Source organism: Dermacoccus sp. PAMC28757 (assembly GCF_014302635.1).
Classification (GTDB): domain Bacteria; phylum Actinomycetota; class Actinomycetes; order Actinomycetales; family Dermatophilaceae; genus Dermacoccus; species Dermacoccus abyssi.
In genome coordinates, this window is record NZ_CP060292.1 from 1875009 (window position 1) to 1889912 (window position 14904).

The following is a 14904-nucleotide window of genomic DNA, read 5'->3' on the forward strand; positions in this document are numbered from 1 at the left end:
CACAGAATTCGCGGCGAACCCGCAGAACCTTCCGACCGCGCCGACGGGACGTGGGGGACGACGGCGCGAGCCGCACCTCACCCGAAGCCGTCCGGAGCGAGGGTGGCCGACGCACACACTGCGAAGCTGCCGACCGCGAGGGGCTGCGGCGTGACGTTCGGTGCCGCGCGATGCGCGAGCCGACGATCCACGTAGAAGACGACTTCCGTCGTTGCGGGTCACGACCCGAGACGGCGATTTGCTTCATCCGCGCCGCGGCGCGTGCAAGGCCAAACGGGCCTTTCTGTGGCACACGCCGTGCCGACGAGAAGGAGGGCCCATGGCCCCCGAGAACAACGACGAGACCACCTTCGCGAGCCCCTTCTTCGCAGGTAGTCCTTTCGCCTCACAGCAGGCTCCCGAAACGCCGGAGGTCGACGAGACCGAGGAAACCGACACCACCGATGAGGCAGCTGCGGCTCCCGCGCCCGGCGCAGCCTTCGGTCTGCTCTTCCAGGCTCCGGACCCGCAGAAGCGCGCTCCCAAGCGTGAGCGTATGCGCCGCGAGGACGAGCGTGATGAGGTCTCCGGTTCGGACGACGACGCCGAGTCCCGCTCGGAGGACGGCGACGACGGGGACGACACCTCGCGTGGCAACCGCGGGCGAGGCGGTCGTCGCGGTTCGCGCGACGGGAACAACGATCGCAGCGACAGTTCGGCCAACTCCGTCGCCGCGGGGGACGGCGACGCCGACGACGTGAACGCCTCCGGCGACGACGACACCGATGACAACGACGACGACCAGACCCCGCGTCGCCGCCGGCGCGGTGGCCGCGGTCGCCGCTCGAACTCCTCCAAGAACTCGGGCGATTCCGGCGACTCGAACAACTCGGGCGACAAGAACTCGAACGAGTCGAACGGCTCGAACAACGGCAAGAACGCCGAGCGCGACGGCGACGCAAACGAGGACGACACCTCGGACAACGCCTCGAACGACTCCGACAACGGCGACGAGGACTCCAACGACTCGGGTTCGCGCAAGCGCACCCGCCGTCGTCGCCGCAGCGGTTCGGGCGGCTCGGACTCCGACGACCCGAACACCGTCACCCGCGTCCGCGAGCCCCGCAAGGCCAAGGACGAGGTCACCTCGATCAAGGGGTCGACGCGTCTCGAGGCGAAGAAGCAGCGCCGCCGCGAGGGCCGCGAGGCCGGTCGTCGCCGCACCGTCATCACCGAGGCCGAGTTCCTCGCTCGCCGCGAGAGCGTCGAGCGCGTCATGGTCGTGCGTGAGCGCGAGGGCCGCACGCAGATTGGTGTCCTCGAGGACGGCGTGCTCGCCGAGCACTACGTCTCGCGCCAGGAGCAGGCCTCGTCGATGGCCGGCAACGTCTACCTCGGTCGCGTCCAGAACGTCCTGCCCTCCATGGAGGCCGCGTTCATCGACATCGGTCGCGGCCGCAACGCCGTGCTGTACGCCGGTGAGGTCAACTGGGACGCCGCCGGCCTCGACAACCAGCCCAAGCGCATCGAGCACGCCCTCAAGGCGGGCGAGAGCGTCCTCGTCCAGGTGACGAAGGACCCGATCGGCCACAAGGGCGCCCGCCTGACCTCGCAGATCTCCCTTCCGGGGCGCTTCCTCGTCTACGTGCCGGGCAACTCGATGACGGGCATCAGCCGCAAACTGCCCGACGTGGAGCGCGCGCGCCTGAAGAAGATCCTCAAGGAGGTCGTGCCCGCCGACGCCGGCGTCATCGTGCGCACGGCTGCCGAGGGTGCCTCCGAGGAGGAGCTGCGCGCCGACGTCGAGCGCCTCACGAAGATGTGGGAGAAGATCCAGAAGAAGGCCGAGAGCGGCAACGCCCCGGTGCTCGTGCACGGCGAGCCGGACCTCACGGTCCGCGTCATCCGTGACGTCTTCAACGAGGACTTCGCCAAGATGGTCGTCTCCGGCGACCGCGCCTGGAACGAGGTGCACTCCTACATCTCCGAGGTGGCGCCCGACCTCACCGAGCGCCTCGAGAAGTGGACCGGCGAGAAGGACGTCTTCGCCAAGCACCGCATCGACGAGCAGCTCGCCAAGGCCATGGACCGCAAGGTCTGGCTGCCGAGCGGTGGTTCGCTCGTCATCGACCGCACCGAGGCCATGACGGTGGTCGACGTCAACACGGGCAAGTTCGTCGGCTCCGGCGGCAACCTCGAAGAGACGGTGACGAAGAACAACATCGAAGCTGCCGAGGAGATCGTGCGTCAGCTGCGACTGCGCGACATCGGCGGCATCATCGTCGTCGACTTCATCGACATGGTGCTCGAGAGCAACCGCGAGCTCGTCGTGCGCCGTCTCCTCGAGTGCCTTGGACGTGACCGGACGAAGCACCAGGTCGCCGAGGTGACGTCGCTCGGCCTCGTGCAGATGACGCGTAAGCGTGTCGGTTCGGGCCTCGTCGAGGTGTTCTCCGAGCAGTGCGAGTCGTGCCATGGGCGCGGCATCATCGTGCACGACCACCCGGTCGAGAACCGTGACATCAACGGCAACGACACGAACCGCAAGGGTCGTGGCTCGCGTCGCGGTGGCAACGGCAACGGTGGCTCCAACAACGGAGGCGGCAACGGCAACACCTCCGGCGGCTCGAACTCGAACTCCAACGACTCGTCCCACGACAAGAAGGGCGACGAGCGCGACAACGGGTTCGCCCAGATCGCGGCTGCGGCGCACGCTGCTGCCATCTCCGCGGGCGACAAGTCGGCCACGTCCGAGCCGGTCTCCACGGCCTCGTCCGAGGACGCAGTCGTGAGCGAGAAGGACGCCGCGACGAAGGCGGCCGCACCCGAGCGCACCACGGTGCGTGAGAACGTCGGGCACGTCGAGTCGTCGAGCACCTCGACGAAAAGCGCGCCGCAGGAGCAGGGCAAGGCCCCGGCTCGCCGTCGCGGCTCGCGTCGTGTCGCCACATCGACGGGTGCGCCCACGGCAGCCGGAGAGGCGACCGTCATGACGGTTCAGGCCTCCACGACCACGAGTGACGCTCCGGCAGCTGCCGCTGCGTCGCCCGAGACGCCCGCTGATGCTCCGAAGGTCGCCGCTGACTCGGCCCCGACTCAGGCGGAGGCGCCCGTCGTCACGCAGGAGGCGACGGCCGCCGCGAAGCGTCCGCGTCGTCGTGCGGCGTCGAGCTCGGGTGCGCCCGTGAGCCTGCAGGCCGTCGACCTGGCTGCCGCGCCGATGTCGAGCGCGCCGCTGACGAAGGTCGCCGGTGAGGCGAGCGACGCCGCCGGTTCCGCGCAGAGCGCTCCGACGCAGGCTGCGGTCACCTCCGAGGCGAAGGCCCCGGCCCGCAAGAAGCGCACGCGCGTCGTCGCCCCGGCCGGTGCGCCGGGCACGAAGGCCGACGAGTCCTGATCGCCGAACACCACGAGAGCGCCCCGCCTCCTGCCGTATCGCAGGTGGCGGGGCGCTTTCGACGAATGCGTCAGTAGCCGGTGCGGCCGTCCACGGCTTCGCGCAGGAGATCCATGTGCCCGAGGTGGCGGGCGTACTCCTCGACGAGGTGGACGAGGATCCAGCGCAGGTTGACCGGTTCGCCCCTACGCAGGCCGCGCACGGGGGAGTCGAGGTCGCTCCACGCGGCGGCCCGCGCTCGCGTCACGTCGAGTTCGTGCTCGTAGGCGGCGACGTTGTCGGCCGCGTCGGCGGCGTTCGCGAGGTCGAAGTCGCCGTCGGGCTCGTCAGCGGTGGAGTAGTAGTCCGGCACGTCCTGTTCGTCGTCGAGCACGACGCGCAGCCAGTACGCCTCGACCTCCGTGAGGTGGCGCACGACACCGATGAGACTGAGGGTGGACGGAGGAACGCTGCGGCGGGCGAGCTGCTCGGCGTCGAGGCCGGCGATCTTGAGCAGAACGGTGTCACGGTAGAGATCCAGCCAGCCGTCGAGCACGGCGCGTTCGCCGCTCACCTTCGGCGGATCGCCTCGTTCGTCGTCGCGCTCGGGCACGATGGGTGTGGTCATGCGTGCAGCCTGGTGGCTGCGCGCCGGCGGGGGCAAGCGAATTTCGGGGGCCTTCGCGGATTTGGGGCGAGCCACCGCGCACGGTACTCTTGTTCTTTGGTGCGCCCACCGCGCCCGGTGTCCTGCTCGCAGGGTAGCTACCGGCCGGTCAGACAGAGCGAGTGCGCCATGACGAAAGAGAGTCCCACGTGTACGCGATTGTTCGCGCAGGTGGCCGCCAGGAGAAGGTCTCCGTCGGCGACACCCTTCTGATCGACAAGGTGACGACGAAGCCGGGCGAGTCGTTCGAGCTCAAGCCGCTCATGCTTGTCGACGGTTCCGACATCACGGTCGACGCCGACGCGCTGGCCAAGGTCACCGTCACGGCCGAGGTCATCAAGGCCGCCAAGGGCCCGAAGATCACGATCATGAAGTACAAGAACAAGACGGGTTACCGTAAGCGCCAGGGCCACCGTCAGCCGCTGACGCAGATCAAGGTCACCAAGATCGGCTGAGCCACGGCTCAGAACTGATCTTCCACAGATTTTCGAAAGAGGCTTCGACATGGCACACAAGAAGGGTGCATCCTCGACCCGAAACGGTCGTGACTCCAACGCACAGCGACTCGGCGTGAAGCGCTTCGGCGGTCAGATCGTCGGCACCGGCGAGATCATCGTCCGCCAGCGCGGCACGCACTTCCACCCCGGTGAGAACGTCGGCCGTGGCGGCGACGACACGCTGTTCGCTCTCGCCCCCGGCGCGGTCAAGTTCGGCCAGCGCAAGGGCCGCAAGGTCGTCGACATCGTCGTCGAGCCGGAGATCACGGCCTGATCCTCGCGATCGCTTGTTGAAGGGGTGAGCCCAGCAATCGGGCTCACCCCTTCACGCATGTCTGCACGTCCCTAGAATCGAGGACGAGGGCTCTTCGCCGTTCGTCCACTGGCTGCGTCCGCTCGAGGCCGCACCGAAAGGAACCACCATGGCAACGAACTTCGTCGACCGCGTCGTCCTCAATGTGACGGCGGGCAACGGCGGCCACGGCGTGGCCTCCGTCAAGCGTGAGAAGTTCAAGCCGCTCGGTGGCCCCGACGGCGGCAACGGCGGCCACGGCGGCGACGTCGTGTTCGAGGTCGACCCCCAGGTGACGACGCTGCTCGAGTACCACCGCAACCCGCACCGCAGCGCCACGAACGGCAAGCCCGGCGCGGGCGACGAGCGCAACGGCGCCGACGGCGACGAGCTCGTCCTCCCGGTGCCCGAAGGCACGGTCGTCAAGGACCGTGAGGGCAACATCCTCGCCGACCTCGTCGGCTTCGGCAGCCGGTTCATCGCTGCCGCCGGCGGTCGCGGTGGACTCGGCAACAAGGCCCTCGCGAGCCGCCGCCGCAAGGCTCCCGGCTTCGCCCTCCTCGGCGAACCGGGGGAGACGGCCGACGTCGTGCTCGAGCTCAAGACGCTCGCCGACGTGGCCCTCATCGGCTTCCCCAGCGCAGGCAAGAGCTCGCTCGTCTCCGTCGTGAGCGCGGCCAAGCCGAAGATCGCCGACTACCCGTTCACGACGCTCGTGCCGAACCTGGGCGTCGTCAACGCGGGCAGTGAGCGCTTCACCATCGCCGACGTGCCCGGCCTCATCCCCGGCGCCAGCCAGGGCAAGGGCCTCGGCCTCGAGTTCCTGCGACACGTCGAGCGCTGCTCGGTGCTCGTGCACGTCATCGACTGCGCCACGCTCGAGCCGGGCCGCGACCCCATGAGTGACCTCGACCAGATCGAGCACGAGCTGTCGGAGTACGTCGCCGACGACTCGCTGGGCGGCAAGCCGCTGTCCGAGCGCACCCGCATCGTCGTGCTCAACAAGGCCGACGTTCCCGACGCACTCGAACTCGCCGAGATGGTCAAGCCGGACCTCGAGGCCCGCGGGCTCGAAGTCTTCATCGTCTCCGCCGTCGCCCACCTCGGACTCAAGGAGCTCACGTTCGCGCTTGCGCGTCACGTCGCCGAAGCCCGCAAGGAAGTCGAATCCGCCGTGCCCGCGCGCGTCATCGTCCGGCCCAAGGCCATGGACGACGCCGGGTTCAAGATCGTCAAGGAAGGCGGCACGGACGGCACGATGTTCCGCATCGTCGGCGAGCGACCCACCCGCTGGGTTCGCCAGACCGACTTTGCGAACGACGAAGCAGTTGGCTACCTTGCGGACAGGTTGAACCGCCTCGGAGTGGAAGAAGAACTGTTCAAGGCCGGCGCAGTGCCCGGCTCGACGGTTCTCATCGGCCCCGGCGACAACGCCGTCGTCTTCGATTGGGAGCCCACGCTGCAGGCGGGCGCGGAACTGCTCGGTGCACGCGGCACCGACCTGCGCCTCGAGGAGAACGCTCGCCCCACTCGCGCCGAGAAGCGCGACGAGTTCCACGGCCGCAAGGACGGCCAGCGTGTGGCTCGCGAAGAGATCGCCGCGGAACGGGAAGCCGGTATCTGGACCGAGCACGACGGCTACCGCCAGTAGTCACCTCGCCGTTCGACGAGTCGGAGAAGGGAATTCCCCCGTTGTCTGCAGCCCACACGAGCGAGAGCCTTCGCGAGCAGATTCGCGATGCCAAACGCGTCGTCGTCAAGGTCGGTTCGTCGTCCATCACATACACGAGTGGGGGCATCAACCACTCCGCGCTCACCGAGCTCGTCGGCATCCTCGCCGAACGTCGCCACGCGGGCAAGGAAGTGCTCCTCGTCTCCTCCGGCGCCATCTCCGCAGGCATGGCGCCGCTCGGGATGCAGATGCGGCCCACCGCGCTTCCCGAGGCGCAGGCCGCCGCCGCAGTCGGCCAGGGCCAGATCATGTCGGCCTACTCGCTGCTGTTCCAGGGCCTCGGCCTCACCGCCGGGCAGGTACTCCTCACGAGTGACGACGTCACCCGCCGCACCACCTACCTCAACGGCCGATCCACCCTCGAGACGCTCCTCGACCACGGCGCCGTGCCGATCATCAACGAGAACGACACCGTCGCCACCCAGGAGATCCGCTTCGGCGACAACGACCGCCTCGCCGCGCTCGTCAGCCACCTCATCGACGCCGACGCGCTCATCCTGCTCTCCGACGTCGACTCCCTCTACGACGGCCCGCCCAGCCGCGAAGGCACCAAGCGCATCCCGTTCGTCCCCAACGTCGAAGAGATGAAGGACGTCGAGATCGGCGGCACCGGATCCGGCGTCGGCACCGGCGGCATGCGCACCAAGATCGACGCAGCCCGCATCGCCACCGCCGCAGGTGTGCCCACGATGCTCACCTCCATGCCGCAGGCCCGCGAAGCCTTCGCCGGCGACGACATCGGCACCGCCTTCGCGCCCACCGGACGCCGCCGCGGAGCCCGCCGCCTCTGGCTCGCTCACGCCACCACGCCCGCCGGCCGCCTCGTCCTCGATGAAGGCGCCGTAAAGGCTGTGCGCGACCGAGGACGCTCCCTCCTGCACGCCGGAGTCGTCGCCACCGAAGGCCGCTTCCTCGCAGGCGACGCCGTCGACCTCGCCGACGAGAACGGCACCGTCTTCGCCCGCGGCCTCGTCAACTACGACGTCGCCGACGTCGAACGCGCCAAAGGCCGCTCCACCCGCGAACTCTCCGACAACATCGGCCCCGCCTTCGAGCGGAGCCTCGTGCACCGCGACCATTTGGTCGTGCTCCCGTAGCCCTGTCTTCCGGCCGGGCCCAGGGGCCCGTCTCGGTGCGACATGGCTTCGGGCCACTCGTCGGTCAGGGCGCGTGAGAACCCCTCGCAAGCTCGGGATTCTCACGCGCCCTGGTCTCCTCGTGGAGTCCGCTTCCAGCAGGGTTGGCTCTACGAAGAGTGTTTCGGCTTTGTCGGTGCTGGGCTTTGGCGGGCAGGGGCTGCCGCAGGCCCCCTCGGCCAGGCTCCGTCACGCCTTGAGTGGAGGGGCCCGGCGGGTGGTGCGTCCCGGGCCCGCCTCTCCGGCTTGGTATGTGACCCGGGCCGCATTCGCGTTTGGGTCGCTGTTGGCCCCTCCATAGGATGAAAAACATGAACAGCAACCTTGAGCAGTCCACCGCACGGGTCGCCGCAGCCGGAAAGGCCGCGCGCGTCGCCTCGAAGCGACTCGCCCTGCTGTCACGCGCCGAGAAAGACGCCGCCCTCGGCGTCCTCGCCGACGCCATCGAAGCCGCCGAAGCGAGCATCGTCGCCGGAAACGAACGCGACCTCGAACGCGGCCGCGACGCCGGCATCTCCGACAGCCTCGCCGACCGCCTCCGCATGACGCCCGAACGCGTCAGCGCCGTCGCGCAGGCCCTCCGCGATCTCGCCGCACTGCCCGACCCCGTGGGTGAGGTCGTGCGCGGCAACACCCTTGCCAACGGCCTGCAGATCAAGCAGGTTCGCGTACCCATGGGTGTCGTCGGCATGGTCTACGAAGCCCGCCCCAACGTCACGGTGGACGCGGCCGGCCTCGGCCTCAAGAGCGGCAACGCCATGATCCTGCGCGGTGGCTCCGCAGCCGCAGACACCAACGCCGCCATTGTCGCCGCGCTCCGCGAGAGCCTCGAACGCCAAGGCCTGCCCGCCGACGCCGTGCAGCTGCTCGACGGCGGCCACGAGGACGTCCAGGCACTCATCACCGCGCGCGGCCTCGTCGACCTCGTCATTCCGCGCGGGGGAGCGAAGCTCATCGAGACCGTCGTCACCGGCTCCACCGTGCCCGTCATCGAGACCGGCACCGGCAACGTCCACGTCTACGTGGACGCCGACGCCGACCTCGACATGGCGCTCGAGATTGCCGTGAACTCCAAGACGCACCGTCCGAGCGTCTGCAACGCCGCCGAATCGTTGCTCGTGCACCGCGACGTCGCTGACGAGTTCCTCCCGCGCGTGCTGCGCACGCTCGCCGACAAGGACGTGACCCTTCACGCCGACGAGCGCGCCACGGCCCTCGCCGGCGACGTCGAGACGAAGCCGGTCACGGACGAAGCCTGGAACACCGAGTTCCACGACCTCGAAATGTCCGTCGGCGTCGTCGACTCACTCGACGAGGCCATCGAGCACATCGACGGCTACTCGACGCACCACACCGACTGCATCGTCACCGAGAACCGTGCCGCCGCACGCACGTTCATCGCCCAGGTCGACTCGGCCGTCGTCATGGTCAACGCCTCGACGCGCTTCACCGACGGCGGCGAGTTCGGCTTCGGCGCCGAGATCGGCATCTCGACGCAGAAGCTGCACGCCCGCGGACCGATGGCGCTCGCCGAGCTCACGACGACCAAGTGGGTCGTCGACGGAGACGGTCAGATCCGCTGAGCGGCCTCGCCGATGCCGTGACGGACTGCCCGACCCGCCCTCCTTCACGACGCGTGCGCGATTACGGCGGGTTCCGAGGCGAGGTGCTCGATCGACGGCTGGCGGCCGAGCGCGGACTCCTCGAGCGAGTCGTAGGCGACGTAGTGCGTCGGGCGTGCCTGCACCGCGGCGAACATGCGGCCCACGTACTCGCCCAGGAGCCCGAGGCCGAGCAACTGTGCGGCCCCGAAGCCGCTGATGACGACGATCGTGGAGGCCCAGCCCGTCACGGAGTGGCCCATGACCTTGGCCCACAATGCGAACGCGCCGACGCCGAAGGCGACGAGCAATCCGAGCAGCCCGCACCACGTCGCGAGGCGAAGCGGTGCGCTCGATGCGCCGGTGACGGCGTCGAGCGACAGCCGCAACATCTTGCTCAGCGGATACTTGGAGCGGCCGGCGGCGCGTTCCTCGCGGCGGTAGCCGACCTCGGCGGAGGGGAAACCGAGCGTCGGCACGGCGAGGCGTAGCACGCGGTTCGTCTCCGGCAGGGCCAGAACGGCGTCGACGGTCGCGCGCGACATCATCCTGAAGTCGCCAGCGTTCATCGCGCCGCGTGCGCCGAGCCGGGCCATGACGGCGTAGAACCCCTCGGCGGTGACCCGCTTGAAGAACGTGTCGCTCGAGCGATCCGTGCGCACGCCGTAGACGACGTCGACGCCGCGCTCCGTGCCGACGCGCAGCATCTCGCTGATCACCTCGGGCGGATCCTGCAGGTCGGCGTCGATCGTCACCGCCCAGTCGCCACGTGCGCGGGCGAGGCCGGCGCTGATCGCGGCCTGGTGACCCGAGTTGGCGCGCAGCCGGACGACGCGTAGCTGCGGCCACGCGCGGCGGTAGCGCTCGAGCAGAGCGGGCGTCGCGTCACGGGAGCCGTCGTCGACGCACACGACCTCGTAGGACGCGCGCAGATCGTCAAGCACGGGGCGGAGTCGCTCGACGAAGAGAGGGAGGACGGACTCCTCGTCGAACATGGGGACGACGACGGAAAGGTGGGGATTCATGACGGCAGCTCTCGTGACGTGCGGTGCGCAACGGCCTGGCGTCAGCGACGTTAGGAGGGCCTGCTGTGCCGATGCTGTGTCGAGGCAGTATCCTTGCTTTCATGACGTCGCTTGTTTCGCTCGCCGCAGCCGTTGAGGTTCCGGAGCTCGAGGAGAACCACATCTTCATGCCGCCGTGGGGCTTCGGTCTCATGGCGTTCACCATCTTCTTGCTGCTGTTCGCGCTGCTGTGGGCCTTCCGTAACACGGCTGCCCGCTTCGGTGCGCCGCGCGGTCAGGCTCACCACGGTGGCCCGGCTCCCGACAACCACAAGAAGCACGGGGCTTCGCACTGACACCACGAATCGGGGTCATGGGCGGTACGTTCGACCCCATTCACCACGGTCACCTCGTCGCGGCGAGTGAGGTTCAAAGCCTCCTCGACCTCGACGAGGTCATTTTCGTGCCCACGGGGCAGCCGTGGCAGAAGGCCGGTCGTGACGTCGCGGCTGCGGAGCACCGCTACCTCATGACGGTCATCGCGACAGCCTCGAACCCGCGCTTCAGCGTCAGCCGTGTCGACATCGATCGTGCCGGCCCGACGTATACGCGCGACACGTTGAAGGATCTGCACGCGCAGCGTCCCGACGCGGAACTGTTCTTCATCACGGGCGCCGACGCCCTGGCACAGATCCTGTCGTGGAAGGGGGTCGAGGAGCTGTGGGATCTCGCCCACTTCATCGGCGTCACCCGGCCCGGGCACGAGTTGAGTGACCACGGGCTCCCGCGTGATCGCGTCACCCTGCAGGAGATTCCGGCCATGGCGATCAGTTCCACCGACTGCCGTGACCGCGTTCGCGGCGAAAAGCCGGTCTGGTATCTCGTGCCGGACGGCGTCGTGCAGTACATCCACAAGTATCAGCTTTACGGCCCCGAAGCGGGCCACCTCCAGGAGGACTAGGTGACGGCTACAGACCGTTCCATCGAACTGACGCAGGCGGCCGCCCAGGCCGCTGCGGACAAGCTTGCGACGTCCATCGTCGCCCTCGACGTGAGCGACCAGCTCGCGATCACCGACACGTTCATCATCGCCTCGGCGGAGAGCGAGCGTCAGGTCAACGCCATCGTCGACGCCGTCGAGGAGGCCTTGTTGCCGCTCGGCTCCAAGCCGGTGCGCCGCGAGGGCCGCGCGTCGGGCCGTTGGGTGCTCATCGACTTCGGTGACATCGTGCTGCAGGCCTTCCACGAGGAGGACCGGGAGTTCTACGACCTCGAGCGCCTCTGGCAGGACTGCCCCGTCATCGAGTTGGATCTCGAAGAAGCCGCTTCCTGATGATCGCACCGCTCGATGGCCCGCTTCGGCGGGCCATTTTGCTGCGCCACGGTCAAACGGCGTGGAATCTGGAGAAGCGCTGGCAGGGGCGAACGGACATCGCCCTCGATGCCACGGGACTCGCCCAGGCGGAGCGGGCGGCCGAGGTGCTCGTGCGGGACGCCTCCATCGTGTCCCTGACGTACTCACCGCTACGCCGCGCTGCGCAGACGGCGGCCGTGCTCAAGGGGGCTTTCGATCTTCGCGGACGTCCGCTGCGGCGTCGAAGCGACGAGCGCCTCGTCGAGATCGACACGGGCCAGTGGTCGACGATGCTGCACAGCGAGGTTCACGACGCCTACCCCGAGGAGAGCGCAGCCCTCGCGCGGGGGGAGGACATCCCGCGCGGCGTGCACGGTGAGTCGATGGCGGACGTAGCTGCACGCGTCCGTCCCGCGTTCGACGAGGCCACGGCGCCGCTCGCGGCGGGGGAGAGTGCCCTGCTCGTTCTGCACGGTGCCGCGATGCGCGCCCTGGCTGCTGACGCCGTGGGTCTTACTCACGGGCAGGTGGCGCACACTTTCACGGCCATCGGCAACTGCCGGTGGATCGTGCTCGTGGGCGACGACTCCGGCTCGTGGCGGGTGGAGCAGTGGAACGCGGGCGCCGGGGCTGCGGCGCCCTGATCGGTGACGATGTCCAGCGCTGAGTCAGTCACTGGGTCTCGCTGCGCCCTGTGACGTAGATATGGGAACCAAAGTTACTCACCCGTACACGAGGAGCGGACGAGCGAGATGAGCAAGCACGCAGGACGTGAGCGCAAGCGGATGTCACCGCAGCGCATGGCGCGACTGATGAACTTCTACCCGCCGTTGCTCGGCGCCGGCATCCGGGTGCGCGAGTTCAACGAGGACTGGACGCGTGCACGCGTCGAGCTTCGTCTCAACCGCTTCAACCGTAACCAGAACGGCACCGCGTTCGGCGGCTCGCTCAACGCGATGACTGACGCCTTTTACCCGCTGCTCGTCATGCACCAGATCGGCACGGACTATCTCGTGTGGGACAAGGCGTGCGAGATCGAGTTCAAGAAGCCGGGCACAGGCACCGTCTACGCGGAGTTCGAAGCGCCCAAGGAACTCGTCGCCGAGTTGAAGGCGAAGGCTGACGCCGAGGGCAAGGTGCTGCACACGTTCGAATGCGATCTTTACATGGCGGACGGCACCGTGGTGGCTCACGCGAAGCGCGTGGTCTACATCCGTAAGCGCTCGGATCGAGCCGCGGGCCAGGGGCAGGCGCAGTCGACCGGCGCGCCGGTTTCAGAGGCGTCGAACGTCGGCTGACCCCCGATTTGCGGGTGGCCGTGAAGGCTCGCTAAAGTATGCGAGTCGCGCAGCGTTGCTGAGTGATTCGCGCGGGGCTATGGCGCAGTTGGTAGCGCGCTTCCATGGCATGGAAGAGGTCTGGGGTTCGAATCCCCATAGCTCCACAGGTACGCCGAAGGGGCCGGACACGCTTTTCGTCCGGCCCCTTCGGCGTACCCACAGACGTGGTGATTCGAGGAGGAGGGCGAGCGCTAGCGAGCCCGACGGAGTCCCCATAGCTCGCGTCAGCGACCCCAGCCACCGAACCACAAGGCAACAAGGGACGAGATCTTCCCTTCTTGCGCGCAAGATGCACCCTTGGACACAAGAGGGGAAGAATCCGCACCTCGTTGCGTCATCCCGCCCGGAGCCGGCCGCCGGAGGTGCAGGCGTGGCCCTGCTCCGTAGGGCGGAGCCGAGCCCGGCCCAAGTTGGCGCGGAGGCGACCGGAGGGTAAAGTAACCGTGTTGCTCACCCCGGTGAGCGAGGGGCTATGGCGCAGTTGGTAGCGCGCTTCCATGGCATGGAAGAGGTCTGGGGTTCGAATCCCCATAGCTCCACCAATGGCAGAACGGCCAGGACACGCTTTTCGTCCTGGCCCTTCTGCTTTGCCCCAAGGATCGAACCCGGTTGGCGGTGCACACGCAGAAGGGGCGGGCGTCCGAAGACACCCGCCCCTTCTGGCACTCGTCAGTGCGTCACTTGAGCTGGCCGCTCGTCAGGCCGAGTAGGCGCCGGGCGACGACGAGCAGCTGGATCTGCTGCGTGCCTTCGAAGATGTCGAGGATCTTCGAGTCGCGCGCCCACTTCTCGAGCAGCTCGGTTTCGGCGTAGCCGTCGACACCGACGAGCTCGATGCACGACAGTGCGACGTCGACGCAGGTGCGGCCGGCCTTGGCCTTCGCCATCGACGCTTCCATCGAGTTGGGCTTGCCGTTGTCGGCCATCCACGCGGCGCGCAGCGTGAGCAGGAGCGCGGCCTCGTAGTCGGCCTCCATCTGCACGAGTCGGGCGCTCGCGTACGACTGCGCGGCGATCGGGGCGTCCCAGTCCTGACCGTGGCCGTCCTTCTCGAGCGCGGCGCGCGTGAAGTCGAGGCAGGCACGCGTCAGGCCCACGGCCATCGACGCGACGAGCGGACGCGTGTTGTCGAACGTCTGCATCGCACCACCGAAGCCGCCCTCGGTGCGGATCTCCGGGTCACCGAGCAGGTCGGAGGCCGGCACGCGGCAGTCGTCGAGCACGAACGCGGCGGTGTCGGAGGCGCGGATGCCGAGCTTGTGCTCGAGACGCACGAGCTTGAGGCCCGGGTTCGAGCGCTCCACGACGAACGACTTGATGGCCTTCTTGCCGAGCGACTTGTCGAGCGTCGCCCACACGACGACGAGCTCGGCGCGCTCACCGGAGGTGACGAAGATCTTCTCGCCGTTGAGGACGTACTCGTCGCCGTCCTTCGTGGCCGTCGTCCGGATGTTGCCGGAGTCCGAACCGGTGTCCGGCTCGGTGATCGCCATGGCGGCCCAACGGTTGCCGTAGCGCTCCTTCTGCTCGTCGTTCGCGACGGCGGCGATGGCGGCGTTACCGAGGCCCTGGCGGGGGATCGACAGCGTCAGGCCCACGTCGCCGCGGCACGTCTCCATGATGGACAGCGCCGAGCTCATGTTGGCGCCGTTCTTGTTGCCGCCCTTCTTGGCGGACTTGCTCGGCTTCTCCTCGTCCTCGGCGGCGCGCGTCGAGCCGGAGGCACCGGCGCCGTTTCCGGCGCCCGAGTCGGACATGCCGTCGATGAGGGCCGACACGAGGTCGAGCTCACGCGGGTACTCGTGCTCGGCGAGGTCGTACTTGCGGCTGACGGGGCGGAAGACCTCGTCGGCCATCGAACCGGCCTGCTTGACGAGGGGAACGAACTTCTTCGGGATTTCGAGATCGATCATGACGTTTCCTTTG

At 68.4% G+C, this 14904-nt stretch carries 14 protein-coding genes and 2 tRNA genes; 13 read left to right on the forward strand and 3 right to left on the reverse strand.

Annotated features, from left to right (window positions below; genetic code table 11):
- Positions 1-319: 319 nt before the first annotated feature.
- Positions 320-3376 carry an Rne/Rng family ribonuclease gene (locus H7F30_RS08990; RefSeq protein WP_129665296.1) on the forward strand — a complete coding sequence of 1019 codons (3057 nt, stop codon included), beginning with the start codon at positions 320-322 and terminating at the stop codon, positions 3374-3376.
- A gap of 70 nt (positions 3377-3446) precedes the next feature.
- Here the strand turns inward: H7F30_RS08990 and H7F30_RS08995 are convergent, their stop codons facing one another.
- Complete coding sequence (locus H7F30_RS08995) at positions 3447-3983, reverse strand: DinB family protein (RefSeq protein ID WP_129665298.1); 537 nt, start codon at positions 3981-3983, stop codon at positions 3447-3449.
- A gap of 188 nt (positions 3984-4171) precedes the next feature.
- Here H7F30_RS08995 and rplU point away from each other — a divergent pair, with 188 nt between their 5' ends.
- The 5 genes from rplU (at position 4172) to H7F30_RS09020 (ending at position 9262) form a co-directional block, all read left to right on the forward strand.
- Positions 4172-4477, forward strand: coding sequence for a 50S ribosomal protein L21 (gene rplU / locus H7F30_RS09000; protein WP_047312036.1), 306 nt, complete (start codon positions 4172-4174; stop codon positions 4475-4477).
- 49 nt (positions 4478-4526) lie between these two features.
- Complete coding sequence (gene rpmA, locus H7F30_RS09005) at positions 4527-4793, forward strand: 50S ribosomal protein L27 (RefSeq protein ID WP_047312037.1); 267 nt, start codon at positions 4527-4529, stop codon at positions 4791-4793.
- A 148-nt stretch (positions 4794-4941) separates the two neighbouring features.
- Entirely contained in the window at positions 4942-6462 is a 1521-nt protein-coding gene (gene obgE / locus H7F30_RS09010; RefSeq protein WP_118912672.1) for a GTPase ObgE, read from the forward strand.
- 41 nt (positions 6463-6503) lie between these two features.
- Positions 6504-7640, forward strand: coding sequence for a glutamate 5-kinase (proB, locus tag H7F30_RS09015; protein WP_047312039.1), 1137 nt, complete (start codon positions 6504-6506; stop codon positions 7638-7640).
- Positions 7641-7990: 350 nt separating this feature from the next.
- The gene (locus tag H7F30_RS09020; protein WP_255464722.1) at positions 7991-9262 is read left to right on the forward strand and encodes a glutamate-5-semialdehyde dehydrogenase; all 1272 of its coding nucleotides are present in this window, start codon (positions 7991-7993) and stop codon (positions 9260-9262) included.
- A 44-nt stretch (positions 9263-9306) separates the two neighbouring features.
- Here the strand turns inward: H7F30_RS09020 and H7F30_RS09025 are convergent, their stop codons facing one another.
- Positions 9307-10305 (reverse strand): glycosyltransferase family 2 protein, encoded by a 999-nt coding sequence (locus H7F30_RS09025; protein ID WP_129665302.1) that lies wholly within the window; start codon positions 10303-10305, stop codon positions 9307-9309.
- A 101-nt stretch (positions 10306-10406) separates the two neighbouring features.
- Between H7F30_RS09025 and H7F30_RS09030 the strand changes: the two genes are divergently transcribed.
- From H7F30_RS09030 to H7F30_RS09060, 7 genes are all read left to right on the forward strand, one after another.
- Positions 10407-10640, forward strand: coding sequence for a hypothetical protein (locus tag H7F30_RS09030; RefSeq protein WP_047312042.1), 234 nt, complete (start codon positions 10407-10409; stop codon positions 10638-10640).
- Positions 10637-11245, forward strand: coding sequence for a nicotinate-nucleotide adenylyltransferase (gene nadD / locus H7F30_RS09035; protein WP_255352627.1), 609 nt, complete (start codon positions 10637-10639; stop codon positions 11243-11245). Before H7F30_RS09030 ends, nadD begins: the two co-directional genes overlap by 4 nt.
- Positions 11246-11617, forward strand: coding sequence for a ribosome silencing factor (gene rsfS / locus H7F30_RS09040; protein ID WP_129665304.1), 372 nt, complete (start codon positions 11246-11248; stop codon positions 11615-11617). It abuts the gene before it with no gap.
- Entirely contained in the window at positions 11617-12282 is a 666-nt protein-coding gene (locus H7F30_RS09045) for a histidine phosphatase family protein (protein ID WP_129665306.1), read from the forward strand. The genes rsfS and H7F30_RS09045 overlap by 1 nt, the downstream gene beginning before the upstream one ends.
- 108 nt (positions 12283-12390) lie before the next feature.
- Entirely contained in the window at positions 12391-12936 is a 546-nt protein-coding gene (locus H7F30_RS09050) for a DUF4442 domain-containing protein (protein ID WP_129665308.1), read from the forward strand.
- Between the two features lie 73 nt (positions 12937-13009).
- Positions 13010-13082 (forward strand) — tRNA-Ala (locus H7F30_RS09055).
- Positions 13083-13444: 362 nt separating this feature from the next.
- Positions 13445-13520: transfer RNA gene (locus H7F30_RS09060), tRNA-Ala, on the forward strand.
- A gap of 135 nt (positions 13521-13655) precedes the next feature.
- On the opposite strand, the gene H7F30_RS09065 is transcribed toward H7F30_RS09060, so the two are convergent.
- Entirely contained in the window at positions 13656-14891 is a 1236-nt protein-coding gene (locus tag H7F30_RS09065; protein ID WP_187034680.1) for an acyl-CoA dehydrogenase family protein, read from the reverse strand.
- Between the last annotated feature and the right edge of the window lie 13 nt (positions 14892-14904).

Bases quoted from the DNA above. Each gene is read 5' to 3' on its own strand.
- H7F30_RS08990 (WP_129665296.1), top strand. From the start codon at position 320: ATGGCCCCCGAGAACAACGACGAGACCACCTTCGCGAGCCCCTTCTTC.
- H7F30_RS08995 (WP_129665298.1), bottom strand. From the start codon at position 3,983: ATGACCACACCCATCGTGCCCGAGCGCGACGACGAACGAGGCGATCCG.
- rpmA (WP_047312037.1), top strand. From the start codon at position 4,527: ATGGCACACAAGAAGGGTGCATCCTCGACCCGAAACGGTCGTGACTCC.
- obgE (WP_118912672.1), top strand. From the start codon at position 4,942: ATGGCAACGAACTTCGTCGACCGCGTCGTCCTCAATGTGACGGCGGGC.
- H7F30_RS09020 (WP_255464722.1), top strand. From the start codon at position 7,991: ATGAACAGCAACCTTGAGCAGTCCACCGCACGGGTCGCCGCAGCCGGA.
- H7F30_RS09025 (WP_129665302.1), bottom strand. From the start codon at position 10,305: ATGAATCCCCACCTTTCCGTCGTCGTCCCCATGTTCGACGAGGAGTCC.
- H7F30_RS09030 (WP_047312042.1), top strand. From the start codon at position 10,407: ATGACGTCGCTTGTTTCGCTCGCCGCAGCCGTTGAGGTTCCGGAGCTC.
- H7F30_RS09045 (WP_129665306.1), top strand. From the start codon at position 11,617: ATGATCGCACCGCTCGATGGCCCGCTTCGGCGGGCCATTTTGCTGCGC.
- H7F30_RS09050 (WP_129665308.1), top strand. From the start codon at position 12,391: ATGAGCAAGCACGCAGGACGTGAGCGCAAGCGGATGTCACCGCAGCGC.
- H7F30_RS09065 (WP_187034680.1), bottom strand. From the start codon at position 14,891: ATGATCGATCTCGAAATCCCGAAGAAGTTCGTTCCCCTCGTCAAGCAG.